The sequence below is a fragment of the Micromonospora yongxingensis genome, assembly GCF_052601155.1.
The window spans coordinates 26110-52228 of record NZ_JBQXEO010000033.1 but is presented as its reverse complement, the minus strand read 5'-3'; the positions used below and the strand labels follow the sequence as shown (position 1 = coordinate 52228).

The 26119-nt window shown below is 71.7% G+C and carries 21 protein-coding genes; 15 read left to right on the top strand and 6 right to left on the bottom strand.

Features of this window, described 5'->3' with window-relative positions; translation table 11 throughout:
* Positions 1-93: 93 nt before the first annotated feature.
* The 3 genes from ACTWLT_RS28600 to ACTWLT_RS28590 all read left to right on the top strand — a co-directional run bounded on the left by ACTWLT_RS28600 (position 94) and on the right by ACTWLT_RS28590 (position 3289).
* On the top strand, positions 94-969 hold the full coding sequence (locus tag ACTWLT_RS28600; RefSeq protein WP_445321036.1) for an alpha/beta fold hydrolase: 876 nt from the start codon (positions 94-96) through the stop codon (positions 967-969).
* A gap of 29 nt (positions 970-998) precedes the next feature.
* Positions 999-1970: a D-cysteine desulfhydrase family protein gene (locus ACTWLT_RS28595; protein WP_445321035.1), complete on the top strand. Its 972-nt coding sequence runs from the start codon at positions 999-1001 to the stop codon at positions 1968-1970.
* Between the two features lie 131 nt (positions 1971-2101).
* Positions 2102-3289, top strand: a complete 1188-nt coding sequence (locus ACTWLT_RS28590; protein ID WP_445321034.1) for a low temperature requirement protein A — start codon at positions 2102-2104, stop codon at positions 3287-3289.
* Between the two features lie 14 nt (positions 3290-3303).
* Here ACTWLT_RS28590 and ACTWLT_RS28585 read toward each other — a convergent pair whose 3' ends face one another.
* The 4 genes from ACTWLT_RS28585 to ACTWLT_RS28570 all read right to left on the bottom strand — a co-directional run bounded on the left by ACTWLT_RS28585 (position 3304) and on the right by ACTWLT_RS28570 (position 12195).
* Positions 3304-4488, bottom strand: coding sequence for a low temperature requirement protein A (locus ACTWLT_RS28585; RefSeq protein ID WP_445321033.1), 1185 nt, complete (start codon positions 4486-4488; stop codon positions 3304-3306).
* 131 nt (positions 4489-4619) lie between these two features.
* Complete coding sequence (locus ACTWLT_RS28580; RefSeq protein ID WP_445321032.1) at positions 4620-5417, bottom strand: endonuclease/exonuclease/phosphatase family protein; 798 nt, start codon at positions 5415-5417, stop codon at positions 4620-4622.
* Positions 5418-5541: 124 nt separating this feature from the next.
* The gene (locus ACTWLT_RS28575; protein WP_445321031.1) at positions 5542-11001 is read right to left on the bottom strand and encodes an ATP-binding protein; all 5460 of its coding nucleotides are present in this window, start codon (positions 10999-11001) and stop codon (positions 5542-5544) included.
* A 210-nt stretch (positions 11002-11211) separates the two neighbouring features.
* The gene (locus ACTWLT_RS28570; RefSeq protein ID WP_445321030.1) at positions 11212-12195 is read right to left on the bottom strand and encodes a helix-turn-helix transcriptional regulator; all 984 of its coding nucleotides are present in this window, start codon (positions 12193-12195) and stop codon (positions 11212-11214) included.
* A gap of 173 nt (positions 12196-12368) precedes the next feature.
* On the opposite strand from ACTWLT_RS28570, the gene ACTWLT_RS28565 reads away from it, so the two are divergent.
* The 10 genes from ACTWLT_RS28565 to ACTWLT_RS28520 all read left to right on the top strand — a co-directional run bounded on the left by ACTWLT_RS28565 (position 12369) and on the right by ACTWLT_RS28520 (position 23021).
* Positions 12369-13463, top strand: a complete 1095-nt coding sequence (locus tag ACTWLT_RS28565) for a winged helix DNA-binding domain-containing protein (RefSeq protein WP_445321029.1) — start codon at positions 12369-12371, stop codon at positions 13461-13463.
* 186 nt (positions 13464-13649) lie between these two features.
* On the top strand, positions 13650-14351 hold the full coding sequence (locus tag ACTWLT_RS28560; protein ID WP_445321028.1) for a FadR/GntR family transcriptional regulator: 702 nt from the start codon (positions 13650-13652) through the stop codon (positions 14349-14351).
* Between the two features lie 212 nt (positions 14352-14563).
* Entirely contained in the window at positions 14564-15421 is an 858-nt protein-coding gene (locus ACTWLT_RS28555) for a fumarylacetoacetate hydrolase family protein (RefSeq protein WP_445321027.1), read from the top strand.
* Positions 15418-16731 (top strand): L-fuconate dehydratase, encoded by a 1314-nt coding sequence (locus tag ACTWLT_RS28550; protein WP_445321026.1) that lies wholly within the window; start codon positions 15418-15420, stop codon positions 16729-16731. The genes ACTWLT_RS28555 and ACTWLT_RS28550 overlap by 4 nt, the downstream gene beginning before the upstream one ends.
* Entirely contained in the window at positions 16728-17537 is an 810-nt protein-coding gene (locus ACTWLT_RS28545; protein ID WP_445321025.1) for an SDR family NAD(P)-dependent oxidoreductase, read from the top strand. Before ACTWLT_RS28550 ends, ACTWLT_RS28545 begins: the two co-directional genes overlap by 4 nt.
* Positions 17534-18583 carry a sugar ABC transporter substrate-binding protein gene (locus ACTWLT_RS28540; protein WP_445321024.1) on the top strand — a complete coding sequence of 350 codons (1050 nt, stop codon included), beginning with the start codon at positions 17534-17536 and terminating at the stop codon, positions 18581-18583. Before ACTWLT_RS28545 ends, ACTWLT_RS28540 begins: the two co-directional genes overlap by 4 nt.
* Positions 18584-18664: 81 nt before the next feature.
* On the top strand, positions 18665-20182 hold the full coding sequence (locus tag ACTWLT_RS28535; RefSeq protein ID WP_445321023.1) for a sugar ABC transporter ATP-binding protein: 1518 nt from the start codon (positions 18665-18667) through the stop codon (positions 20180-20182).
* Complete coding sequence (locus ACTWLT_RS28530) at positions 20175-21224, top strand: ABC transporter permease (protein WP_252415131.1); 1050 nt, start codon at positions 20175-20177, stop codon at positions 21222-21224. Before ACTWLT_RS28535 ends, ACTWLT_RS28530 begins: the two co-directional genes overlap by 8 nt.
* 7 nt (positions 21225-21231) lie before the next feature.
* Positions 21232-22197, top strand: coding sequence for an aldo/keto reductase (locus ACTWLT_RS28525; RefSeq protein WP_445321022.1), 966 nt, complete (start codon positions 21232-21234; stop codon positions 22195-22197).
* Positions 22194-23021 carry an amidohydrolase family protein gene (locus ACTWLT_RS28520; RefSeq protein WP_445321021.1) on the top strand — a complete coding sequence of 276 codons (828 nt, stop codon included), beginning with the start codon at positions 22194-22196 and terminating at the stop codon, positions 23019-23021. Before ACTWLT_RS28525 ends, ACTWLT_RS28520 begins: the two co-directional genes overlap by 4 nt.
* Positions 23022-23116: 95 nt before the next feature.
* Here the strand turns inward: ACTWLT_RS28520 and ACTWLT_RS28515 are convergent, their stop codons facing one another.
* On the bottom strand, positions 23117-23938 hold the full coding sequence (locus tag ACTWLT_RS28515; protein ID WP_445321020.1) for a hypothetical protein: 822 nt from the start codon (positions 23936-23938) through the stop codon (positions 23117-23119).
* 328 nt (positions 23939-24266) lie between these two features.
* Here ACTWLT_RS28515 and ACTWLT_RS28510 point away from each other — a divergent pair, with 328 nt between their 5' ends.
* Positions 24267-24926: a TIGR03086 family metal-binding protein gene (locus tag ACTWLT_RS28510; protein WP_445321019.1), complete on the top strand. Its 660-nt coding sequence runs from the start codon at positions 24267-24269 to the stop codon at positions 24924-24926.
* Here the strand turns inward: ACTWLT_RS28510 and ACTWLT_RS28505 are convergent.
* Positions 24923-25477 carry a hypothetical protein gene (locus tag ACTWLT_RS28505; RefSeq protein ID WP_445321018.1) on the bottom strand — a complete coding sequence of 185 codons (555 nt, stop codon included), beginning with the start codon at positions 25475-25477 and terminating at the stop codon, positions 24923-24925. The genes ACTWLT_RS28510 and ACTWLT_RS28505 overlap by 4 nt on opposite strands.
* Before the next feature lie 124 nt (positions 25478-25601).
* Between ACTWLT_RS28505 and ACTWLT_RS28500 the strand changes: the two genes are divergently transcribed.
* Positions 25602-26009 carry an MmcQ/YjbR family DNA-binding protein gene (locus ACTWLT_RS28500; RefSeq protein ID WP_445321017.1) on the top strand — a complete coding sequence of 136 codons (408 nt, stop codon included), beginning with the start codon at positions 25602-25604 and terminating at the stop codon, positions 26007-26009.
* Positions 26010-26119: the final 110 nt, after the last annotated feature.

Here is a 26119-nt window from a genome sequence, read left to right as displayed (position 1 = left end):
TATCCGGGCCGAAACCGGGATTGCGGTGGTCGTTCCGGGGGATGCCCCGAGCGGAGCACGGGATGTCCTGAGGACGCGGAGGGGGTCGGCGTCGTGTTTGACGGGTTCGAGGAGTTCGACATTCCCACGTCGGGGGCGACGATCCACGGACGCCGCGGCGGAAGCGGCCCTCCGGTTCTCCTCCTGCACGGCATTCCCGAGACACACCTGATGTGGCACCGCGTGGCGCCGCGGCTCGCCGGGGACCACACCGTGGTCGTCACCGACCTGCGCGGCTGGGGCGACAGCGGCAAGCCGCCGAGCAGCGCCGATCACGAGCCGTACAGCATGCGGGCGATCGCCCGCGACCAGATCGAGGTCATGCGGAGTCTGGGCCACGAGCGGTTCAGCCTCGTCGGCCATGATCGCGGGGCCCGGTGCGCCTACCGTCTCGCGCTCGACGAACCGGATCTCGTCACCCGGCTCGCCGTCCTGGACGTCGTCCCGGTCGGCGACGTCTACAACCGTGCCGACCGGGCGTTCAGCCTCTCGTACTGGGTCTGGTCCTTTCTGGCGGCACCGGCGCCGGTGCCCGAGCGGTTCATCGACGCGGCGCCCGCCGTCCTCGTGGACTTCATGCTCGACACGTGGCCCGAGGTGAAGGACGCGTTCCCGGCCGAGGTGCGCGCCGCGTACGTCAGGCAGTTCAGCGATCCCGCTACCGTCCACGCGGTCTGCGAGGAGTTCCGCGCGGCCGCGACGGTGGACTACCAGCAGGACGAGGCGGACCGCGGCACGCGCAGGATCGAGTGCCCTCTGCTGTTCCTCTGGAGCCAGCGAGGTCAGGTCGCGAAGCTCTACGACGACCCGCTCGGGATATGGAGGCAGTGGGCCGACGACGTTCGTGGCGGGCCGGTCCCGGTGGGCCACTTCATCCCGGAAGAGGCGCCCGAGGAGACCACGCGGCAGCTCCTGGACTTCCTGAAGTAGCTCCCGGCGACGCCTGACAAGATGGCGGCATGCCTGGATCGCTCGTCCCGCTCACGCTCGGCACGTGGCCCACACCGGTCGAGCCGATGCCCCGGCTGGCCGCCGCGCTCGGGCTCGGCCGCGAAGACCTTCTCGTCAAGAGGGACGACCTCACCGGCCTCGCCGGCGGCGGCAACAAGATCCGTAAGTTGGAGTGGACCGTCGCCGAAGCGCTCGCGGACGACGCCGACACCCTCGTCACCACGGGTGGGCCGCAGAGCAACCACGCGCGACTCACCGCGGCGGCCGCCGCGCGTCTCGGTCTGCGCGCCGTGCTGGTGTTCCCGGGCGAACCGCCGGCGGCCCCGTCGGGCAATCTCGTCCTGGACGCGCTCCTCGGCGCCGAGATCGTCTTCACCGGCGTGCAGGGTCAGCCGGCGCTCGTGGACGCCGCCGCGGGGGTGTGCGAGCGGCTGCGGTCCGAAGGCGCCCGCCCCGCCCTCATCCCGTTCGGCGGGTCCAGCGCGTTGGCCACCCGCGGTTACGCGACCTGCGGCGAGGAGCTGATGGCCCAGGTGCCCGACCTGCGTACCGCTGTGGTCGCCCTCGGTTCCGGTGGCACGATGGCCGGGCTCGTCGCGAGCCTGGGCCCGGACCGCACGCTCGGTGTCGACGTCGGGGCGGTCGAGGACTCCCGGGAGCGCGTGGCGGCCTTCGCCGCCGCGCTCTCGCCGGAGGTACGCGCCGATGACCTGCGCGTCGACCGTGACCACATCGGGAACGGCTACGCGAGCCTCACCGACACGGTCCATGAGGCGCTCACACTCGTCGCCCGGCTCGAGGGGATCATCCTCGATCCCACGTACACCGGGCGCGCGATGGCGGGCCTCATCGCGGCGATCCGGCGAGGCGAGATCGCTCCGGGCGACCGGACGGTCTTCGTGCACACGGGCGGGCTTCCCGGGATGTTCGGGCACCCCGACGTTCCGGCGTTCGCCGAAAGGGTCCAGAAGCTCTGCTGAGGGGGGTGACCGGGTGGGCGCGCTGCGCCTCCTCGACGGCGGCACCGACCCGTCCAACCACCCACTGTCATGCTTCCACTACCCGTAGTGTCGTCATTCGGTGACGGTGAACGGGTAGGGCAGGGTGATCGATGACAGCGGATCGCGACGCCGGGTCGGCGGTTCCCGCGCGGAGGGATCCCGCACATCCGGCGTTCCTGGAGCTGTTCTTCGATCTGGTCTACGTCTTCGCGCTGATCTCCCTCGCCGACAAGCTGGCCGCCGACCTGACCTGGACGGGCGTCGCCGAAACGCTGGTGCTGCTGCTCGGCTTCACGTTCATCTGGGCGGTGACCGTATGGTCCGGTGACACCCTCGATCGGGCCCGGCCGGCAGTCCAGGTCAAGTTCATCGGCACGATGGCGGGAAGCCTGCTGCTGGCGGCCACGGTTCACGACGCGTTCGGCAGTCGGGGCCCGCTGTTCGCGATCACCTACGTGGCGATCCACCTCGGCTCCAGCGCCTACATCCTGTTGGTCGTGCGGGAGCCGTTCGCGCGGCGGAGGAGCCGGCGGGTCCTGTTCTGGGAGACCATCGCCGGGCTCGGGTGGATCGGTGGAGCCCTCCTCGACGGTACGGCCCGCCTGGCGCTCTGGGCGGTTGCGGTCGAGATCGAATGCCTCGCGGCCGCGTTCGGCTGGCCCGTGCCAGGCCTGGGCCGTTCGCACTCCGAGGAGTGGCGGTTGGCCGCGGAGAGGCTCTCCGAGCGGTACCGGCAGTTCGTCATCATCGCGCTCGGCGTGTCGATATTCGCGACGGCGGAGACGTTCAGCGAGAGCGACTACGCCGCCCCGCGGGTCTGGGCGCTCGTGGTCGTCTTCCTGATGGTGGTGCTGATGTGGCGCATCTACATCTACCGTGCCGGAGAACTGCTGACCGAGGCGATCGCCAAGTCGACGAGGCCGTCCCTGCTCGGCCAGTCCGGCGCGGTCACTCATGTGATCATGGTGGCCGGCATCGGAGGTGCGGCGGTCACCAGCAAACTTGTCATCGACCGTCCGTTAGGCGAGACCCCGACGTCCTGGGCCGCGATCATCCTCGGTGGGCCGGCGCTCTTCCTGCTCGGCCGTGGGGTGCTCGACTACACCGTGTTCGGCCGGGTGTCCAGGTCGCGGCTGGCGGGCCTGGTCCTGCTGGGTGGGGTGGCACCGGCGACGTACCTGCTGCCGCCGGTGGTCGTCGCCCTCCTCGCCACGAGCGTGCTGGCCCTGGTCGCCGTGGCGAACCTGCTGAGCACGCGGGTGCACCCCCGGACGGCGGCGCCCCCGGCGCTGCGCTGACCCGGTCCGGCCGTTCATCCGGCCGGCAGCGGAGCACTGGTCAGTCGCGAACGGGGGGCCACCGCCTCGACGATCAGTGTGAGCAGCAGGACCAGGTTCGCCACGATCATGATGGCCAGCGGTGACACCAATGGCATCGCGGGCGCGACGGCGCCCAGCACGACGATCCCCAGCACCCGTGGCCAGAGAATCCGACCGGTGGCCACGAAGTCGTACAGGCAGCCGCCGAGCAGGAACAGCGCGGGACCGCCCAGGGTCGCGACGATCAAGCCGGCGGGCGCCTCGCCGAACGGGCGGTCGATGACGAGCGAGTCACTCGCCGAGATGACCACCACCCCCGCCACCATGACCAGGTGGGTGTACGAGGTGGCGGTGCCCGAACGTACCCGCTCCACCATCGAGACGGCGGTCGGCGCCAACAGTTGTCGTATCCGGTGGAAGTAGATCTGGAACAGCAGCAGGGCGTTGGCGAGCGCCACCGCGCACGCGGCGACCGGGCCGACCTCGAAGTCGCTGCTGGCCAACCCCTTGCCGACCGTCAGGATCAGTTCACCGAGCGAGATGATGAAGATCTGCCGGTGTCGCTCGGACAGGTGAGCGCCGGTGAAGATCTGGCTGGCGAGTTCGGTACGACCGAGCCGGGGCGTCGGCCAACCGATCCGGGCCGAGCCGAGGTCGACCGCCACCGCGATGGACCACAGCACCAGCCTGGCCGTGCCGTCCACGAACGCGCCGGCCACCCAGGGCCCGACGGTGACGCCGAACCAGAAGAAGACGCGGATGCTCCGCGCCTGGATGGGCCGGTTCACCCGCGTGCCGGGGATGAGAACGGAGTCCCGGGCGAGGTGGATGGCGAAGTACGCGGCGACGAAGAGCCACCCGTACGCGCCGAAGGCCCGTGGGACCGCGATGGCCATCAGCAGGGTGCCGAACATGACCACGAGCACGGTGGCCTGGATCAGCGGCAGCCGCGGATTGAACAGGTCGGTGAGCCACGCCGTGAGCACCCAGACCCACCAGGCGGCGAGCAGCAGAACGGCCGTCTGCGCCGCGTTGCGAACGCTGAGATCGTTCATCAGCCCGACGGCGAGCCGGGAGAACATGAAGATGTAGACCAGATCGAAGAAGAGTTCCAGGAACGTCGGAAACTCGGGCTCGCCGCGTCGGCGGAGAATCCGGGGTAGCGGGCTCGAGGTCACGGCGTCTGCCTCCTGAAGCGACGCCCGACCGGGAGCGGAGGCGCTGGCAACCTGGTGAGGTTCCTGTCACCTCTGAACCTACAAAACAGGACACGCCCGAACAGCCAAAAGGCTCCTCCTGGCCTGCGCGTTCAGTCACGCCCGGCGAGCAGCGGTCGGTTCGCCTCGATCCTGAGGGTGGCCAGCAGCCCCGGGTGGTCGGTCGCCCCGCGCATGCTCACCGCCCGGCGGCAACAGATCCGGACGTCGGTCGTCGCCATGGCGTGCTGCAGCGCGCCGTCGTCGATCCGCAGGTAGTCCGGCGGTACACAGGACCGCACGTCGGGGGAGCCGCCGCTGCGGAGGTTGAGGTCGCCGAGCAGCACGGTGGGCGCGTACCCGGCGCTGCCGCGGATGGTCGACACGACCGTGTCGAGCAGGTGACGGCACTGGGCGAGCGCGACGGCGGCGCTGGTGGCCGCCAGGTGTGTGGTGCACGCGTGCAGCGTGCCGGCGACCTCGACGCAGAGCCAGGCACGCTCCTCGGGGTCCGTGACATCCTGCGTCGGGTAGATCCCGCTGTGCACCGTGTGCGGCGCCGTGACGCGGGCCAGCAGCCCGATGCCGTACGGCTGGCCGTTGCGGCACCGGGTGGCGGCGCCGGAAGGACGGTCGCCGGCGGCCTTGAACGCGGACACGACCCTGGCGCCACCGTGGACCTGCGAGAACGTGCGCTCCAGGGTCGTCACGTCGTCCCGGCAGATCTCGTTGAGGGTGACCAGATCGGGCACCTCGGCGGTGATGACCTCGGCGGCCCCGGTCACCGATCGGCCCGTGTAACAGCCGGCGCGCCCGCTGTTGCAGAGGTTCATCTGGAGCACCCGCAGGACCGTCGTCGCGGAGGTGTCCGCCACCGACGAACCGGCCGGCACCGTGGCGGCGGCGATCACGCACACGACGGCCAGGGCCCGGCGGAGACTCCGGTACGAACGATCGCCCAGGACAGGCGGGGTCGTCGCCGCTCGGGCACGACCCCACCTGTTCCGGGTGATCACCGACGCTCCCGTCCGCCACCTAGCCCAGTCGGGTCTCGATGGCCTCGATGATGCGTGGACGCAGCTCGGCGGCGCGGATGACCGCGTCCACGGAGCCGACCTCGACGGCGCGCTGGATGTTGTGCACGCGGTCGAACTCCGTGGCGACCTCGCCGAGCTTCTCCGCCCGGACCGACGAGCGCAGCTCGTCGAGTTCCGCGGTCAACGCCGCGCGCTCGGTGCCGGCCGCCGCGGCGACGCGGGCCTCCAGGCCCCGGACACGCGGGTCGGCCGCCGTGCGGGCGTTGACGTCGGCGGAGAACACCACTGCGGCGGCGGGGGCGCCGCCCAGCACCGAGGCGAACGAGCCCTCCAGCGCCAGCACCGTCATGTTCGGGTTCAGGGCCTTCGAGAACACCACGAACGCGCCGCCGTGGTAGCGCGAGATCACGCAGAAGACGATCGGCCCGCGGAAGTTCACGATCGCCCGGCCGATCTCGGCGCCGTACTCCAACTGGAGTTTGCGCATCGACTCCGGTGAGCCGTCGAAGCCCGACAGGTTGGCCAGCACCACCAGCGGCCGGTTGCCGCTGGCCGCGTTGATCGCCCGCGCGGCCTTCTTCGACGACCGTGGGAACAGCGTCCCCGCCGTGTAGGTGTCCGGGCCGTCGGTGGGCGGGAAGCCGCGCCGGGGCACCGACCGTGACTCGATGCCGAGCAGGCACACCGGGATGCCACCGAGGTGTACGTCCTGCACGACGGCGGTCTCCGCGTCGGCCATGCCCGCCCAACGTTCCAGCACCGGGTGGTCCTGGTCGGCGAGCGCCCGCATCACCGTCCGGATGTCGAAGGGCTTCTTGCGGTCGGGGTTGGCCGTGGCGGAGAAGATCTCGCCGACGGTGCTGAACGCGCTGCCCGCGACGTCGTGCGGGAACGCCGAGATGTCGCGGTCAACGGGGTCCGTGGTGGTCGCACGCCGGGGCGCGTCCTCGCCGGGCGCGACGTACGTGTGGTCGTAGTGCGACATGACCACGTCCCGCGCGGCGGTCAGGTTCGGCGCCCAGTACTGCGCCTGCCCGTTCGGCCCCATCACCCGGTCGTAGCCGCCGATGCCGAAGTTGTCCTCGGCGGACACGCCTCCGGAGAAGTCGAGCGACTGCTTGCCGGTGAGGACCATCGCCGAGTCCGGCGTCATCACCAGGATGCCCTTGGTGTGCATGAGCATCGTCGCCTCGGCGTTCCAGTACGGCTGCGCGCCCACGTTGATGCCCGCCACGACGATGTTGATCTCACCGCCGGCCTGGGTGAACTCGACGATGCGCTTGAGCGCCGCCGCCACCCAGTCCATGTTCTCGGTGCCGGAGGTCATGGAGATCCGCGCTCCGGCGGACAGCGCCCACCACTCCAGCGGCACCCGCATCTGCTCGGCCAGGTCGAGCGCGGCGATCACGCGTCGGCACTCCGGCTCCGACAGCGCACCCAGCGACTTCGTCGGGTCACCGAGCAGCACGACCCGGCTGACACCCTGCGGGTGCCGCTCGGTCGGCGTGGTGACCACGCCGGCGACGATCGCGGCCCGGTTGCGACCCTTCGGCCGCTCCACCGGCACCAACACGTGGTCGTCGTCGAGGTCGTGCTCGACGAAGTCGCCGAGCAGGCCGGTCAGCTCGTACGGGTACACCGTGTTGCGGCTGCTCGCCCGCAGCACCTTCAGCCGGTACTCGTCGAGCGGTTCGACGGGTTCGACGGGCGGCTCGCCGATGGTGAGCTGGGCGCCGCCGGTGGCGTCGAAGGAGATCCGTACGGCGATCTTGGTCAGCTCGCCGGTGCGGCGGTCGCGTTGCCGCGCGATGAAGAGGATCTCCTCCAGCCCTGCCCCCGCGGTCGTCGGGCGTACCCGCCCGGCGATCATCTCCATCTCCTGGCGGGTCAGCTCGCTCGGCGGCCAGACGTAGACCACGATCCGGTTGGTGTTGAAGCGCGTCTTCGACGGCCGCCGGGACTGTGCGCGGCGGATCGAGTCGAGGCAGGCGGCGATGGCGTCCTCGGTCGTCGGCAGCGCGACCAGCCGGCCGTCCTGCTCGCGCAGCTCGGTCAGGTCCCGCACCTGCGCGAACGCGACGAGACGCTCGTCGGACGGGTTCTCCCGCGCCACGCACTGGAAGAGGTAGACCTCCTCGTCCGACGACGGCAGCCGGGTCAGGTCGAACTTGTGCAGCCGCTCCAGCTGCATCCGCTGCGCGATGTACGGGTGCAGGCCGCGGATCAGCCGGTCCTCCGTCATCCCCGCGTCGGACGGGCGGAAGGTGAAGTGGTGGTGCATCACCGCTCCGCCGCGACCGGCGACGGTGGCGGTGAGCCGACGGACCTGGGGCGGCAGCGGGTGCGCGGTGATGACCTCCAGCAGCGCCGCCGCCATCGCGTCGAAGTCCTCCGGCTGGTTCTCCCACCCGAGGTAGATGTCGACGTCGACGGCGTCCTCGCCGCTCGCCAGCTCGGCGAGCCCGCGCAGCGCGTCGCCCAACGCGTCGAAGCTCACCGCCGCGGAGACCACGCTCGAATCGGCGCGCTCGGCGACGACGAACGTGCAGTCCGCGACCTCGCGGGTGCGTACGCTGGCGAGCGCCTTGTTGCCGTAGTACCGCCGGGTCAGCACCTCCAGCATCACCGCGTTGTCGAGGTGGTCACGGACGAGCCGCTGGCCGAGCAGCCGTACCAGCGGCTCGGTGCTGCGTACCATCTCGGCGATCCGCTCGGTGCGGTCCGCCGCGTCCGGGTGCGCGTCCAGGTGACGCAGGTGCCCGCGGACCTGGGCGTAGACGCGGGCGCGGTTGCGGCGCAGCAGCGGCTGGGCGAACCAGGCGAACACCACACCGCGGGCGAGGTCGGCGACCACGGGGAAGCGGACCTGCGTCGCGGCCACCAGCCGCTCCAGTGCGAGACCGGCCGGTTCGCGCAGCGTCTCGTCCGGCGGGGACTCCCGGAGCCACGCGCGCAGCAGCGTCGCGACGACCGTGGCGTCGGCGGACGCGCGTTGCTGCGCGAGGAAGATCCGGAACACGGCGGCTTCGAGGTCGCCGGAGCGCTCCAGGTCGGTGACGCCGTAGTGCCCGAGCGCCTTGGCGAGCTTGGCCTGGAAGGCATCCGGCAGCCCGGCCCGCTCGACGTCGAGGCTCTGCAGGTACGTGTGGAAGTACTCGCGGGCACTGTGCGCGTGGGCGCCGCCCTCCTCGCCCGTCGGCCGGTTGCGGCTCAGCTCGGTGAGGTCGGCGAACACGTCGACGAGGTCGAGTTCCGCGGCCAGCGGCCGGTGGCCGTCCTCGATGGCCGCCGACCGCGCGGTGAGGTAGTCGTCGAGCACCCGGTCGTCGTCGTGCGGGTCGACGTCGAAGCCGAGCAGCAGGGCCCGGAGGTCCTCCTGGCCGCGCAGCGTGCGCTGGTACGCCGGAACGTCCTCGGCGGAGGTGGGCAGGTCCAGCTCGACGGGGGCGGCGGTCGGATCGTCCGCGGTCTCGGCGCCCTCGTCGGCGAGCGGCTCCAGCCGCAGCAGCGGCGCACCGGCCTCGACCTGGCTGCCGACCGCGACGGCGCACTCCTTCAGCCGCGCCTTGAACGGCGCACGCAGCACCGTCTCCATCTTCATGGCTTCCAGCACCAGCACCGGCGCGCCGGCCTCGACCTCGGCGCCGATCTCCAGCGGTGTGGCGACGACCAGCGCCGGCATGGGGGAGCGGACGACGCCGCCCTCGTCGCGACTGACCCGGTGCGTCACGCCGTCCACCTCGACCAGGTGGGTCGGCCCGTGCGTGCCGGTGAGCAGCCGGTACCGGACGCCGTTGACGGCGATCTGGCCGGTGTGCCGGTCGAAGCGGTCGAGCTCGACGTCGGCGGTGTGCACGACCGGGCCCACCTCGATGCCGACGCGGAACCGGTGCGCGCCGACCCGCGCCACGCGCATGCGGTAGGTGACGCCGCGCAGCTTCAGGTCCAGCGGCCGGCCGCTCTTGTGCTGCACCTGGGGGCGCCCACCGGACGCCGTCGACAGCAGCCGCTGCCGCTCGACGCGCTCCTCCTCCTCGTACGCCTCGATGGCGGCGGCCGCCAGTGCGACCGCGGAGTGCCGGTGCGCGACGAGCCTGCCCTCGCCGCGGACGCGGTCGATCCAGCCGGTGTCCGCGCTGGCATCGATCACCTCGGGCTGGTCGAGCAGGTCGAGGACGAAGCTCTTGTTCGTCGCGCCGCCCTCGATGATCACCGTGGTGTTCGCCATCGCCCGACGCAGCCTGCCGAGTGCCTCGTCGCGATCGCGGCCGTACGCGATGATCTTCGCGATCATCGAGTCGAAGTCGGCCGGGATGGTGTCACCCTCGCTGACGCCGGTGTCCACCCGGATACCCGGGCCGGCGGGCAGGTCCAGCCGCGCGATCCGGCCGGGGGAGGGCGCGAAGTCGCGGTCGGGGTCCTCGGCGTTCAGGCGGGCCTCGATGGCGTGCCCGCGCTCCGCCGGCGGCTCACCGTCGAGCCGGCCGCCGGAGGCGACGTGCAGCTGGGCCTTGACCAGGTCGAACCCGGTGGTCAGCTCGGTGATCGGGTGCTCGACCTGCAGGCGGGTGTTGACCTCGAGGAACGCGAACAGCTGGTCGCCGGGGTGGTAGAGGAACTCGACGGTCGCCGCGCCGCGGTATCCGACCGCCACGGCCAGCCGTTCGGCCGATGTCTTGAGCTCGGCCGCCTGCGCCGGGCTGAGCACCGGTGACGAGGACTCCTCGATGACCTTCTGGTTGCGTCGCTGCACCGAGCAGTCGCGGACACCGAGCGCCCAGGCCGTGCCCTGCCCGTCGGCGATCACCTGGACCTCGACGTGCCGCGCCCCGGTGACCAGGCGCTCCAGGAACACGATGCCGCTGCCGAACGCGCGCGCCGCCTCCTGACTCGTGCGCTCGTACGCGTCGACCAGCTCGGCCTCGCTCCTGATCACGCGGATGCCGCGACCGCCGCCGCCCGCGGTCGCCTTCAACATCAGCGGGTAGCCGATCTCGGCCGCCGCCGTACGAGCGGCGTCCAGGGTCTTGACGGCACCGCGGCTCCACGGCGCGACCGGCACGCCGACCTCTTCGGCGATCAGCTTCGAACCGATCTTGTCGCCGAGCTGGCGCATGGCGTCCGCGCTCGGCCCGACGAACGTGACGCCGATCTTCTCGCACAGTTCCGCGAACGCCGGGTCCTCGGCGACGAAACCCCAGCCGACCCACGCGGCGTCGGCACCGGTCTCCGTCAGCGCGCGCTCCAGCACAGCCAGGTTGAGGTACGGGCGGGCGGACGCCGGACCGAGGTCGTAGGCGATGTCCGCCTCGCGCACGAAGGTGGCGGTGCGGTCGACGTCGGTGTAGAGGGCGACGGTCTCGATCCGGATGCCGGTCTCCGCAGCCAACTCGCGGACCGCGTGGATGAGCCGCATGGCGGCCTCACCACGGTTGACGATGGCGACACGGTTGAACACCCGACTGACCCCTTTGGTAGACCCATGATGCGTGTCGCCGGGAGATGACGGCTCCCGGCAGCGATCACTTTTCCGTCTGCCAGCAGCCAGCGCCATGGTGCAATCACCGAACCAATCGCCGCTCAGTTGTAGGAAACCAACAAAAGTTTTTGGCCTTCAGGTGTCGGTCTCCGGGACTGTGGTCGAGGGTAACGGGGGGACGCCGGTGGGTCAGCCGGCCGCGGCGTGGGCGTACCGGCGGGCCAGGTGCGCGAAGGCGTCCCTGAGCTCGACCGGCCCGACGACCTCGATGTCGGCGTCGAACCTGCCGATGGAGGCGGCCAGGCTGGGCCATGACCACGAGCCCAGAACGAGCCGGCAGCGGTCCGGGCCGAGTGCCTCGACCAGTCCGTCGCTGGAGTAGGGGGACACCGCCTCGGCGGGGAGGTCGAGGATCACCTCGCCTCGGCAGGGCCAGTCGCCGGAGCCCTGGAACCTGCTGACGACGTAGGCGGCCACGTCCCCTCCGGGCAGTTCGCGCGGGGTGAAGCGGGGACCGGTGGGTGTGCGCGGCGTTATCCGGTCGGCGCGAAAGGTGCGCCAGTCGCCGCGGTCGAGATCCCACGCGACGAGGTACCAGCGCCCGCCCCAGGTGACGACATGGTGCGGCTGCACCCGGCGCGGAGGAGTGTCGGCGCGCCGGCCGTCGCCCACTCCCTCCCAGACCGCGGGGGCGTAGTCGAAGCGCACCACCTCGCGGGCGTGCACGGCGGCGCTGAGCGCCACGAGTACGGCGCTGTCGGCCTGTGGGTCCGATCGGGTTCCGGGTCGTCCGACGGCGGTGACCTGGAGGGTGTCGATGCGGTGGCGCAGCCGTGCCGGCATGACCTGCCGGACGGTGGTCAGCGCCCGCTTCGCGGCCTCCTCGATACCGGCGCCCGCGGTGGTGGCGATCTGGAGTGCGACGGCGAGCGCGACGGCCTGCTCGTCGTCGAACAGCAGCGGTGGCAGTTCCCTGCCCGCGTCGAGCCGGTAACCCCCGTCGGGGCCCTTGGTCGCGCGGATGGGGTAGCCGAGTTCGCGCAGGCGATCGACGTCGCGGCGCACGGTGCGCGGGCTGACGGCGAGCCGCTCGGCCAGCAGCGCCCCCGGCCAGTCCCGGCGGGCCTGGAGCAGAGAGAGCAGCGACAGCAGGCGGGCTGAGGTGTTCGGCACGGGTCCCGATACTGCCAGGAGAAGCGGTCACAAACTGTCCTCTTCACCTGCGACCGTTGCACCGGCAAGCCGACGAGGACGACCGGAAGGATCCGAGTGCCCGCCATGACGACACCCGCCCCAACTCCCGACCCGGAGCGGGCCGAACTGCTCACCGGCCGCCGAGTGATCCGATGACCGTTCTCGCCACCCGGGCGCTCAACCGCGCGACGCTCGCCCGGCAGTTCCTGCTCGAACGCGCCGACGTACCGGTCCTGGATGCCGTCGCGCACCTCGGCGGCCTCCAGGCGCAGGAACCGCAGGAACCGTTCGTCGGGCTCTGGTCGCGGCTGCGCGCGTTCGACCCGGCGGTGCTCTCGGACCTGCTGACCGGGCGACGCCTGGTGCGCACACACCTCATGCGCCGGACCGTCCATCTCCTCACCGCCGACGACGTCCTGGCCTGGCGGGCCCGTCACGACACCATGCTGCGCCAGCGGGTGCTCGGGACCTACCGCGACGAGCTCGACGGGGTGGACCTCGACGAACTGGCCGCCGCCGGCCTGGCGGTGATGGCCGACGGCGAGCCGCGCTCGATGACCGAGTTGGCGCGGGCGCTCGGCGAGCGTTGGCCGAGGCCGGGGCGGCGTGCGCTGGGCGAGATGGTGATCGCCGCACTCGTCCCGATGGTGCAGCTGCCGCCGCGCGGGCTGTGGCGCACCAGGGCCGGCGTGCGGAACGTTCCGCTCTCCTCCTGGTTGGGCCGGGAGATCGACCCCCCGACCCTGGAGGAGGGGTCCGATCCGGTCGGGCAGACGCTGGTACGTCGCTACCTGGCCGCGTTCGGCCCGGCCGCCACGGCCGACCTCCGGGCCTGGTGCGGCCTCGCCGGACTACCGAGAGCGGTGACCGCACTGCGGGCGGAACTGGTGACCTTCCGCGACGAGCGCGGCCGTCAACTGATCGACCTTCCCGACGCGCCGCGCCCCGACCCCGACACACCCGCCCCGGTGCGGTTCCTGCCGGCATTCGACAACGCGATCCTCGGCTACCACGACCGCAGTCGGATCATCGACGACGCCCACCGCGGCCTGTCGGTCGCCGGCGAGCGCGTCGTGCTGGTCGACGGGCGGGTCGCCGCGACCTGGGGCGTCGCGGCCGGCACGGTGACCGTGACCCCGCTGGGCCGCTTCTCCCGCGCCGAGCGCGCGGCCGTCGCCGAACAGGGGCAGGAGTTGGCGTCGTTCCTCTCCGACGGGGAGAGCGACCGGGCCGTCGTCGCCGGATAGCTCCCATGTCTGCGGCAGCTCCTGTGGCCGGCGACGGCCGTGACTGTCAGCCCGGCCTCGCCGTCCCGCGCGGTGGTAGGCGTCAGCGGTGCGTCCCACCCGATGTCTCCGCAGGGCCGGCGGAGTTCTGTGCGAGCCTGACGCGCAGGTAGGCTGCGATACATCGGATGTCCGGGAGGGGGCCACGTGCCGGTTACCGACGAGGCGATCGACAAGATCAAGGCGATGATCGTGCAGGGGGAGCTGGGCCCCGGCTCTCGACTGCCCCGGGAGGCGGACCTCGCCGAGCGGCTCGGCCTCTCCCGCAACTCGTTGCGGGAGGCGGTCAAGGCGTTGTCGCTGATCCGGGTGCTGGACGTGCGGCAGGGGGACGGCACCTACGTGACGAGTCTCGAACCCGCCCTTCTTCTGGACGCCATCGGGTTCGTCGTCGACTTCCACCAGGACGACACGGTGCTGCAGTTCCTGGAGGTACGCCGTGTGCTCGAACCCGCGGCGACGGAGCTGGCCGCGATCCGGATGACCGACGCGGAGATCGCCGGCCTGCGGGGGATTCTCGCCGAGCTGGGAGAGGCGCCGACGGTCGAGGCGTTGGTGGCCAACGACCTTCGGTTCCACAACCACATCGCCGCCGGCTCCGGCAACAACGTGCTCTGCTCGTTGATCGACAGCCTGTCCGGGCCGACGACGCGGGCACGCATCTGGCGAGGGCTCACCCAGGAGGGTGCCGTGCGGCGCACCCGGGAGCAGCACGAGGCGATCTGCGAGGCGATCGAGGCGCGCCAGCCCGAGGCGGCCCGGGCCTGGGCGACGGTGCACGTCGCCGGTGTCGAGCAGTGGCTCCGCAACGCGCTCGGCGGCCCCGAGTCCGCGCTGCCACCGGCCTGACCGCCCGGTTCGCTGCTCTTCGCCGACACAGGCGGTGCTGCGGGCCCCCGCGCCGATCCATCCCGCCGGTGCCATGAGTCGGGCGGTCCTCGCTGCCCTCGCCCAGGTCATCCGATCACTTTGACCGAACTTCCCGGCGCCCTATTGCAACACGTGCGTAACTCAACTATACAACCAGGCAACAGATCCGATGTTTGGCCGGAGGTTGTCGAGTGAAGCTGCTTCGAGTGGGGGCGATCGGCCAGGAACGTCCGGTGGCGCTGGACGCGCACGGCCGGCTCGTGGACCTCTCCGACCTGGTGGTCGAGATCGACGGGGCCTTCCTCTCCGGTGACGGTGTCGAGGTGGTGCGCGCCGCGGTCGAAGGTGGGGACCTGCCCCTGGTGGCCGACCCGGAGACCCGGATCGGCGCGCCGATCGCGCGGCCCGGCAAGATCGTGTGCGTCGGGCTGAACTACTCCGACCATGCCGCGGAGACCGGTGCGCAGCCGCCGACGGAGCCGATCCTGTTCATGAAGGCGCCGAACACGGTGGTCGGCCCCAACGACCAGGTGCTCATCCCGCGTGGCAGCGTCAAGACCGACTGGGAGGTGGAGCTCGCCGTCGTCATCGGACGCACCGCGCGCTACCTGGAGAGCGACGACGCCGCGTTGGCCTGCGTCGCCGGCTACGCCATCTCCAACGACCTGTCCGAACGCGAGTTCCAGCTCGAACGCGGCGGCCAGTGGGACAAGGGCAAGTCCTGCGAGACGTTCAACCCGCTCGGACCCTGGCTGGTCACCGCCGACGAGGTGCCCGACCCGCAGCAGCTGGGCCTGCGCCTGACCGTCAACGGCACCCGCCGGCAGAACGGCAGCACCAAGACGATGATCTTCGGCGTCGCCGAGCTGATCCGCTACGTGAGCCAGTTCATGGTGCTCGAACCGGGGGACGTCATCAACACCGGCACACCGGCCGGGGTGGCCCTCGGGCAGCCGGACCCGAAGCCCTACCTGCGGCCCGGTGACGTGATCGAGATCGAGATCGACGGCCTCGGCGCGCAGCGTCAGACGGTGGGGGCGGCGGCATGACCGCGAGGATCACCGGCCTGCGGACGTACGACATCCGGTTCCCCACCTCCCGGGAGCTGGACGGCTCGGACGCCATGAACCCGGACCCCGACTACTCGGCGTCCTACGTCATCATCGGCACCGACCACCCGGACGGGCACGAGGGCCACGGGTTCGCCTTCACCATCGGGCGCGGCAACGACATCCAGACCACCGCCATCCGCGCCCTGGAGTCGTACGTCGTCGGACGCCCGCTCGACGCGACGCTGGGCGACCTCGGTGGCGTCTGGCGGGACATGGTGCACGACTCGCAGCTACGCTGGCTCGGCCCGGAGAAGGGCGTCATGCACATGGCGATCTCCGCGGTGGTCAACGCGCTGTGGGACCTGCGCGCCAAGCGCGCGGGCAAGCCACTGTGGAAGCTGCTCGCCGACTCGACCCCCGAAGAGCTCGTCGACCTGGTCGACTTCCGGTACCTGTCCGACGCGCTCACCCCCGGCGAGGCGCTGGAGATCCTCCGCCGCGCCCAGAACGGGCGGGCCGAGCGGGAGGCCCACCTGCTCGAACACGGCTATCCGGGCTACACCACCACCCCGGGATGGCTGGGGTACGACGACGCCAAGCTGGCCCGCCTCTGCAAGGAGGCCGTCGCCGACGGCTTCACCCAGCTCAAGCTGAAGGTCGGCGCCAACCTCGACGACGACGTACGGCGGATGGCCCTCGCCCGGGAGGCGGTGGGTCCGGACATCCGCATCGCCGTCGACGCAAACCAGCGGTGGGACGTCGGCCAGGCGATCGCCTGGGTACGGGAGCTGTCCCGCTTCGACCCGTGGTGGGTCGAGGAGCCCACCAGCCCGGATGACGTGCTCGGCCACGCCACCATCGCCCGGGCGATCTCCCCCGTGAAGGTCGCCACCGGGGAGCACGTGCAGAACCGCGTGATCTTCAAGCAGCTCCTGCAGACCGGCGCCATCTCGTACCTGCAACTGGACGCCGCGCGGGTGGCCGGGGTCAACGAGAACGTGGCGATCCTGCTGCTGGCGGCGAAGTTCGGGGTGCCGGTGTGCCCGCACGCCGGTGGGGTCGGCCTCTGCGAGCTGGTGCAGCACCTGTCGATGTTCGACTACCTGGCGGTGTCCGGCTCGATGGAGAACCGCGTGATCGAGTTCGTCGACCACCTGCACGAGCACTTCGTCCACCCGGTGGTCATCCGCAACGGCCACTACGTCGCCCCGACCGCACCGGGGTTCAGCGCCGACCTCCGGCCACAGACGCTGCTCGACTACGTCTACCCGGACGGCCCGGTCTGGGCGGACGGGGGAACGGCATGACCGCCGAGTTCACCGGCCTGCGCGCCGTGGTCACCGGGGGCGGCTCCGGCATCGGTCTCGCCACCGCCCACCTGCTCGCCGAGCGGGGCGCCGCCGTCGCCTGCCTCGACCTGGATCCGTCCGGTGTGCCGGCCCCGCTGCACGGCATCGTCTGCGACGTCGCGGACGCGGACGTGGTGACCCGGGCCGTCGCCGAGGCCGCGCGGCACCTCGGCGGCATCGACGTTCTCATCAACAACGCCGGTGTCGGCGCGCAGGGCACCGTCGAGGCGAACACCGACGACGAGTGGCACCGCGTCTTCGACGTCAACGTGCTGGGCATCGTCCGGGTCACCCGGGCGGCCCTGCCCCACCTGCGGGCGTCGGCCCAGGCGGCCGTGGTCAACACCTGTTCGATCGCCGCCACCGCCGGCCTGCCCAACCGTGCGCTCTACAGCGCGACGAAGGGCGCGGTGCAGTCGCTGACCCTCGCCATGGCCGCCGATCACCTCGCCGAGGGGATCAGGGTCAACTGCGTCAACCCCGGCACCGTCGACACCCCGTGGGTGCGCCGCCTGCTCGCCGCCGCCGACGACCCGGACGCCGAACTGGCCGCGCTGCGCGCACGTCAGCCCATCGGTCGGCTGGTCTCCGCCACCGAGGTCGCCACCGCGATCGCCTACCTGGCCAGCCCGCTGGCCGCGTCCACCACCGGGACCGTGCTCGCCGTCGACGGCGGCATGCACGGGCTCCGCCTCCGGCAGGCCGCCACGACGGCCGCGGACCGCGAAAATCCGTCCCTGCCAGTGAATCGAGGAAACCCATGACGATCGGTGTGACCGCCCGAGGGGTGCTCGGGCTGTCCATGGCCGTGGCGCTGGTCGCGTCCGCGGCGGCGTGCAGCAAGGACTCCGCCGGACCCGCCAGCCCGGGTGGGGGCGGTACGGGTTCGGTCGGTGTCGACCTGCCGCGCGCGGACTCCGACTTCTGGAACGCGTACGCCAGCTACATGACCCCGAAGGCCGCTGAGGTCGGCGTCGAGCTCACCGGGCAGACCAACTCGCAGAACGACATCCAGAAGCTGATCAGCAACGTCGACAGCCTGGTCACCCAGGGCGCAAAGGCACTGGTGATCGCTCCGCAGGACACCGGAGCGATCGGGCCGAAGCTCGACGAACTGGCCCAGAAGAAGATCCCAGTGGTCAGTGTGGACACCCGGCCGGACAACGGCAGCGTCTACATGGTCGTCCGCGCCGACAACCGGGCGTACGGCACCAAGGCGTGCGAGTTCCTCGGCGGGAAGCTCGGCGGCAAGGGCAAGGTCATCGAGTTCCAGGGCGCGTTGTCGTCGATCAACGGCCGGGACCGCTCCGAGGCGTTCAAGGAGTGCATGACCGCGAAGTTCCCGGCGATCACGGTCTTCGAGGAGCCGACCGAGTGGGAGGGCAGCAAGGCGCAGGCCGCCCTGGAGACCCGCCTGTCGACCGACCCGGACATCAAGGGCGTGTACATGCAGGCCGGCGGGGTGTTCCTCGACCCGACCCTGCAGGTCCTCAAGCAGCGCAAGCTGCTCGTGCCGCCGGCGGACCCGCGGCACATCTTCATCGTGTCCAACGACGGCATCCCGCAGGAACTCGACGCGATCCGCAAGGGCGAGATCGACGCGACCGTCTCCCAGCCGGCGGACGCCTACGCGCAGTACGGCCTGCACTGGGCCAAGCAGGCGATGGCGGGTGTGACGCCCACGGAGGGCCCGACCGATCACGGCAGTACCGTCATCAAGCTGCCGAACGGCTACGAGGACCAGCTCCCGGCACCGCTGATCACCAAGGACAACGTCGACGACCCCGCCCTCTGGGGCAACAAGAAGTAGCGCGGACCGCGCGACGTCGGGTGTCCCGCGGGGATGCCCGACGCCGTACGGCCCGACGCCGGGATCCGGAGGGACGGTGTGATGGTCGACGACGAGTCCAGACCCGTAGTCGAGGCGATCGGGATCGCCAAGCGGTTCGGCCCGACCGTGGCGCTCGCCGACGGAAGCCTGACCGTACTGCCCGGTGAGACGCACGCGCTCGTCGGCCGCAACGGCGCCGGTAAGTCCACCCTGGTCGGGGTCCTGACCGGGCTGCTCAAGCCGGACGCCGGCCAGGTCCGCTTCGCCGGCCGGCCGGCGCCGCCGCTGGGCGACCGCGTCGCCTGGCGGCGGCAGGTCGCCTGCGTCTACCAGAAGCCCTCGGTGGTCGGCGAGTTGTCGGTCGCGGAGAACCTCTTCCTCGACCGCCAGCCGCGCGGCCGGTTCGGCCTGCTGTCCCGGTCACGGCTGAGGCGGGCGGCGACCGACCTGCTGGAGTCGTGGTCGGTGCCGGTCGACCCGGCGACGCCGGCGAAGGAGCTGACCGTCGAGCAGCGCCAGCTGGTGGAGATCGCCGGCGCTCTGTCGCACGGTGCCCGCTTCGTCATCCTCGACGAGCCGACCGCGCAGCTCGAAGCCCGGGCCATCGCGCGGCTCTTCGACCGCCTCACCGGCCTCCAGCAGCAGGGCGTGACCTTCCTGTTCATCTCCCACCACCTGCCGGAGATCTACGAGATCTGCCAGCGGGTGACGGTGTTCCGCGACGCCCGGCACATCGTGACCGCCCCGGTGGCGGAGCTGGACCACGCCCGGCTCGTCGAGGCGATGATCGGCGACGCGCACGGGTTGGTGCAGGTCGGACAGGACCGACCGCCGGTACCGGACGAGGCCGAGCCGGTGCTCACCCTCGACGCCGTCGGGGTCCCCGACGTCACCGAGCCGATCGACCTGACCATCCGGCGCGGCGAGATCGTCGGGGTGGCCGGGTCCGCCGCGAGCGGCAAGCGGCAGTTCGCCGAGGCGGTGGTGGGGCTGCGCCCGCGTACCGGCCGGGTGCGGGTCGCGGGCGTCACGGTGAAGCCGGCCAGCGTCCCGGCCGCGCTGCGGGCCGGCATCGGGTACCTGCCGGCGGACCGGAACGCCGACGGGTTCGTTCCCGGGCTCTCGGTGGCGGAGAACGCCACGATGACCGTCGCCGACCGGCTCGGCCCGGCCGGCGTCGTGCTGCCGAAGCGACGCGACGCCCGGGGCCGTCAGGCGATCGCCGACCTCGACGTGCACACCGCCGGCCCGCACCAACCGGTCGGCGAGCTATCCGGCGGCAACGCGCAGAAGGTCGTGATGGCCCGGGCGCTCGCCCGCGATCCCCGGGTCCTGGTGCTGGTGCATCCCACGGTGGGTGTGGACGTGCGGTCGAAGGAGTCCCTGCTCGGGGTGGTGGACGCGGAGACCCGGGCTGGTCGCGGTGCGCTGCTGGTCTCCGACGAACTGGACGACCTGCGGGTGTGTGACCGGGTGGTGGTGATGGTGGCCGGTCGCGTCGTCGCCGAGCACGGTCGCGGGTGGGACGAGGCCACGCTCGTGGCCGAGATCGAAGGGATCGGTGAGAAGCATGTCTGAGACGCTGGCCGTCGGCGCTCCGGAGTCGCCGCAGCGACCGCCGCGACCCACCGGTCGACCCAGCAACCGGCTGCGACTGGCCCGGCTGCGCGACCTCGCCCTGGTGCCACCGATCATCGCGCTGCTCATCTACGGCTACACGCTCAAACCGGACGTGTTCCTCACCAAGTCCTACCTGGTCGACACCGTGCTGAAGTACCAGACCGAGCTGGCGCTGGTGGTGCTGGCGGAGGCCCTGGTGCTGATCGTCGGAAAGTTCGACCTGTCGCTGGAGTCGGTCGTGGGCATCGCACCCGCGGTGGCGGTCTTCCTCGTGGTCGGCCAGACCTCGATGCTCGGCGCGCCGTGGCCCACGTGGACGGTCCTCCCGGTGGCGCTGGCGTTCGGCGCGCTGATCGGGGTGTTCAACGGGCTACTGGTCGTACGGTTCAAACTCTCCGCGTTCATCGTGACACTGGCGATGTTGATCGCGTTGCGGGGCCTGCAACTGGCGATCGTCGGTGGCGCCACCATCTCGAACCTGGCCAACCGGATCCCCACCATCGACAACCTGGGCAGCCTGCGCATCCTCACGATTCCGCTGTCGATCTGGATCGTGGTCCTGGCGTTCGCCGTCGGCGTCGTCGTGCTCGGCTACACCCGGTTCGGGCGTTCGATCTACGCCGTCGGTGGCAACCCGGACGCGGCCCGCGCCGCCGGTATCCGCGTGGAGCGCGTCATCTGGGTGACGTTCATCGTCGCTGGCGCGCTCGCCGCCCTGGCCGGGCTGATGCTGTCGGCCCGGCTCGGTTCGGTGGCGGCCAACCAGGGCAACGGGATGATCTTCACGGTGTTCGCGGCGGCGGTGATCGGCGGGATCAGTCTCGACGGTGGCAAGGGCTCCCTGGTCGGCGCGCTCACCGGTGTCGTGCTGCTCGGGCTGATCCAGAACGTGCTCACGCTGGCCCAGGTCAAACCCGACCAGATCCAGGCCGTCAACGGTCTGGTCATCCTGGTCGCGCTGGTGCTCGCCCGGCTGACCAGCGGCAAGGCGCAGGACTGAGGCGACGATGCGGACCCAGCGGCTCGGCCGGTCATCCGTCGAGGTGACGGCTCTCGGCTTCGGCGCGGCCGGAATCGGCAACCTGTACCAGGCGGTGGACGACGACACGGCCCGCCGCGCGGTCGACGCCGCGTGGGAGGCCGGGATCCGCTTCTTCGACACCGCCCCGCACTACGGCCTCGGGCTGTCCGAGCGGCGGCTCGGCGCCGCGCTGGCGGACCGTCCCCGCGACGAGTTCACCGTCTCCACGAAGGTCGGCCGGCTGCTGGTGCCTTCACCGGGGACCGCGCACCTGACCGACGAGACCGGGTTCGACGTGCCCGCCGACCACACCCGGCGGTGGGACTTCAGCGCCGACGGCGTACGCCGGTCGCTGGAGTCCAGCCTCGACCGCCTGGGCCTGGACCGGGTCGACGTCGTGCTCCTCCACGACCCCGACGAGCACTGGCGCCCGGCCGTCGAGGAGGCGTATCCGGCGCTGCACGAGCTGCGTGACCAGGGCGTCGTGGGCGCGATCGGCGTCGGCATGAACCAGTGGCGGATGCTGGAGCGGTTCGTCACCGAGACCGACGTCGACACCGTCCTGCTCGCCGGGCGGTACACGTTGCTGGACCAGTCGGCGGCACCCAGCCTGCTGCCCCGCTGCCGGGAACGTGGGGTGTCCGTGCTCGCCGCCGGGGTGTTCAACACTGGGGTGCTCGCCACCGACGACCCGGGCCGGATGTACGACTACCGGCCGATTCCCGAGGCCCTGTACGGCCGGGCCACCCGGATCGCCGAGGTGTGCCGGTCGCACGGGGTCACGCTGCCGCAGGCCGCCCTGGCGTTCCCCGCGCGGCACCCGGCCGTCGCGTCCCTGGTGGTCGGCGCGCAGACCGCGGCGCAGGTCACCCGCAACGTCGACCTCGCCTCCGCCCGGGTGCCCGACGCGCTCTGGCCCGACCTCGCCGCCGCAGGGCTGGTGCAGCCGTGATCGTCGACGCGCACCACCACCTGTGGGATCCCGCCGTGCGCGCGTACCCGTGGTTGTCCGACGACGCGCTGGCCCCGATCCGCCGTCCCTTCACGCTGGCCGACCTGCGCGCCGCTGCCGACGAACGGGTCGCCGCCACCGTCGTGGTGCAGACCGTGCCGTCGGTGGCCGAGACCGAGGAGTTCCTCACCACCGCGCGGGAGAGCGGGGGACTGATCGCCGGCGTCGTCGGCTGGCTCGACCTGACCCGCGCCGACATCGGCGACGAGATCGACCGGCTGCGTTCCGGTCCGCTCGTGGGTGTCCGCCATCAGGCGCAGGACGAGCCGGACCCGGACTGGCTGCGGCGTGCCGACGTGACGCGGGGAATCGCCGCGGTCGGGGCGCGCGGGCTGCCGTACGACATCCTCGTGCGCGCCCCCCAACGGCCCGCCGCCCTGGCCGCCGCCCAGGGGCTCGACGGTGTCCGGTTCGTCATCGACCACGCGGGAAAGCCGGGCATCGCGGCGGGGGAGTGGGGATCGTGGGCGTCCTGGATCACGGCCATGGCCCGCTGCGAGGGAGTCGTCTGCAAGCTGTCCGGGCTGGTCACCGAGGCGGCCGGGGACTGGAGTGCCGCACGCATCCGGCCCTACGCCGAGCACGTGCTGTCGGCCTTCGGCGCCGACCGGGTGCTGTTCGGCTCGGACTGGCCGGTCTGCGAACTGCACGGCCGGTACGCCGACGTGCTCGCGCTCACCGACGACCTGCTGGCCGGCTGCACCACGAGCGAGCGGGCGGCGGTGCTGGGTGACACCGCGCGCCGCGTCTACGCCCTGCCCTGACGCGCGCCGGGCTTCTTGCACAACGGGGGTGCGCGGAGCGAGGGGGCCCCGGGCCGTCATGCCCGGGACCCCCTCAGCCGTTCAGGGTGTGAACGTCACCCTTCGAGAGTGGTACGGGTGCGGCGGAGGGCGAGCCGTGCCGCCGTGCCGGTGACGACCAGGGCGAGGCCCGTGCCGAAGAGCCACCACAGGCCGGAGCCGCTGTCACCCGTGACCGGCAGGGTCGGGGTGGCCGTGGGGGCCGGCGGCTGCGTCGGGTCGCCGGTCGGAGGCGCGGTGGGCAGGGTCGGGGACGGTGTGGGCTGCGTCGGCGTCGCCGTCGGCGTGGCCGCCAGCGGCCGCTCGCAGATCGCCTCGGCGAGGATGACGGTGCCGACGGGGATCTCCAGCAGCGGCCCGCCGGCGACGCTGCCGGTGAGGGTCAGGGTCGCCTGCACCGCGATGGCGGTGGCACCGTCGGCGGTGGTCGTCTCCACGTTGGTCAGCGTGGCGGAGAGGTTGGCACCGACGAGACCGGGAACGGTGACCGCGGCGCTGGCGGTGACGCCGGGTGTGTTCGGGAGCAGTTCGACGGGCTCGCCGAACAGTTCCAGCCCGACGAAGGTGGTGTCCGCGGTCTGCGCGCCGACCTGCGGGCAGTTCACCGCCGCCGTGATCACGTCGGCGTCGATCACGGCTGTCCCGAGGACGCCCAGGGCGACGTCGGCGATCTCGGCGCTGGCCGACGACGCGGTGTCGCCGCGGGTCGCGGTCACCTCGACCACGGTGCCGGAGGCCGTGACCCCCAGGGCACCGGGGATGGTGATCGCCAGCGCGGTGTCGGTGTCGGTGCCGCCGCCCGCCGGGGCGGTCGCGGTGCCGATGACGACGTCGGCGGTGATCACGGGTGCGCCGAGTACCGCGGCGGACAGGTCCACCACCACTCCCCGTGCGCTGGCGTCACCCGGGGCCGCAAGGGCCGGGCCGCCCGTGGACAGGGCCGCAACGCCCGCGACCGCTGTCGCGATCGCTGCAGTAGCTGAAAGTCGCCGGACTAGTTTCACGCTCTTCGCCTCTGATCAGTCAGTCCCTCCCGGCCATCGAGAAGGCGGTTCCGAGGCTAGCGACCTATAAGGTGCGTTTGTACCGATTTGCCGATATCCTTGAAGCTGATCAATGCTCGGATTCGCGCACACCAGCGATCCACGTGCTTTGTCGGTCCCTCCGGATAGCGTGCGGAGGATTCACTCTGGAGGGAGTGTCGAGATGCGTGACATCACCAGGACCCCGGATCTCCAGCCGGCGTCGCGTGCGTTGACGTCGCTGGTGCTCGGCGTGTCCGACAGCCAGCTCAACCTTCCCACCCCGTGCGAGGGGTGGGTCGTGGGCGACCTGCTCGACCACCTCGTCGGGCTCACGGTCGCGTTCCGGTTGGCCGCCGAGAAGGCTCCCGATGCCGCGCCAGGCGGCCCGGGCAACCCGACGGTCGCCAACCTGGACCCGGAGTGGCGGCACCGTCTGCCCGCGCAGCTCGATCACCTGGTCGAGGCGTGGCGTTCGCCGGGTGCCTGGACCGGTGACGCGGCGGCGGGCGGCGTCGTGCTGCCGGCCGAGGTCATGGGTCTCTTCGCGCTCGACGAGTTGCTGGTGCACGGGTGGGATCTCGCCCGAGCGACCGGTCAGGCGTACGACGCCGACCCGGAGACCGTCGCCTGGGTGCACGGTCTGGTGTCGCAACAGGAGAGCAGTGCGGGCACTCCGGGCTTGTTCGGGCCGTCGATCAATCTGCCGGCCGAGGCCGCCCTGTTCGACCGGGTCATCGGGCTGACCGGCCGCGACCCGGCCTGGGTCTCGCCGGCGGCATCGGCCACGCCCGGGACCGACCGCCGGTTCGCTGTGCCGGAGGGTCGGCAGGCAGGGGGCTAGTCGCGGGTCAGCCCTGGCGGGAGGGCGTCCTCGTCGGGTCCGACGGGTCGGGCGGCGACCAGCGGATTGCGGTGCAGGGCGGAAATCAGCGCGGGGCTGCCGCCGATGTCGGTCCAGGCATCGTCCCACAGGGCGGAGACGAGCCAGGAATGATCCGCGGGGAAGAACAGGTCGGGCAGCGATCCGTCGCCGCGCATGTGTCCTGTCCGCCAGGTGAGGGCCTGTGCGGGGCCGGCCTCGACCAGAACGTAGGGCCAGGCCGCGTAGAGGCACAGCTTCGGAGCGCGGGGGAAGACGATGTCGTGGGCGCCGGTGTCGAGGTAACCCAGCCACCACGGCTGGTCCGGGGTGTGCCGGGTGAGCTCGTCGACCACGGCGCGTTCGTGGGCTTCGAAGCTGACGCCGCCGGGTGGGTGGAAGGTGGCGTACGCCGCGAACACCGGCGGGATCGCCGTGGTGACCGACAGGCCGTGGGTGGTCTGGCCGGCGAGCCAGGCGACGTCGTCGGCCGTCCCGATCCGCCAGCTCCGCCCGTCCCTGGTGACGTCCATGTGTCCATCCAAGCCGACCAGACCCGTTTTCGGTCCGGCCGCGACACGAGTCGGCCACGATCGTGGTTCCCGCGCAGCGGCTAACCTGTGCCTATGCGAAACGCGGCGCCCTGGAGGAACCTCGATGGCTGACGCCGACGACGTCCGCCGCCTGGCGCTGGCGTTGCCGCACGTGGTCGAGATCGACAGCGCCGGCTTCGACTTCCGGGTCGCCGACAAGGGGTTCATCTGGTCCTACCCCGAGCGGACACCCGGCACCCCGCGCCTCATCCGGACCGACATCGCGGTGCTGTACGTCGGCGACGAGGCCGAGAAGCAGGCCCTGCTCCTCGGCGAACCCGAGGTCTTCTTCACCACGCCCGCGTACGGCGGGCTGCCGCTGGTGATGGTGCGGCTGGAGCAGGTGGACGTCGGCCGCCTCGGGGAACTCGTCACCGACGCGTGGCGCATGCGAGTGCCCGACTCGCTCGTCGGCGACCTCGATGCCGACAGCGGTCCGTCGAGCCGGGGTCTGAGCAGCGCCGACCAGTAGGTCGAGGTGCGGTGCCTGGTGCGGCTGCGCCTGCCCGACACGTCCCGGCCTACCGCTGTCCAACAAGGACGCCAGCCTCGGGATTGAGGCCACCGGCGGCGTTCCCGGGT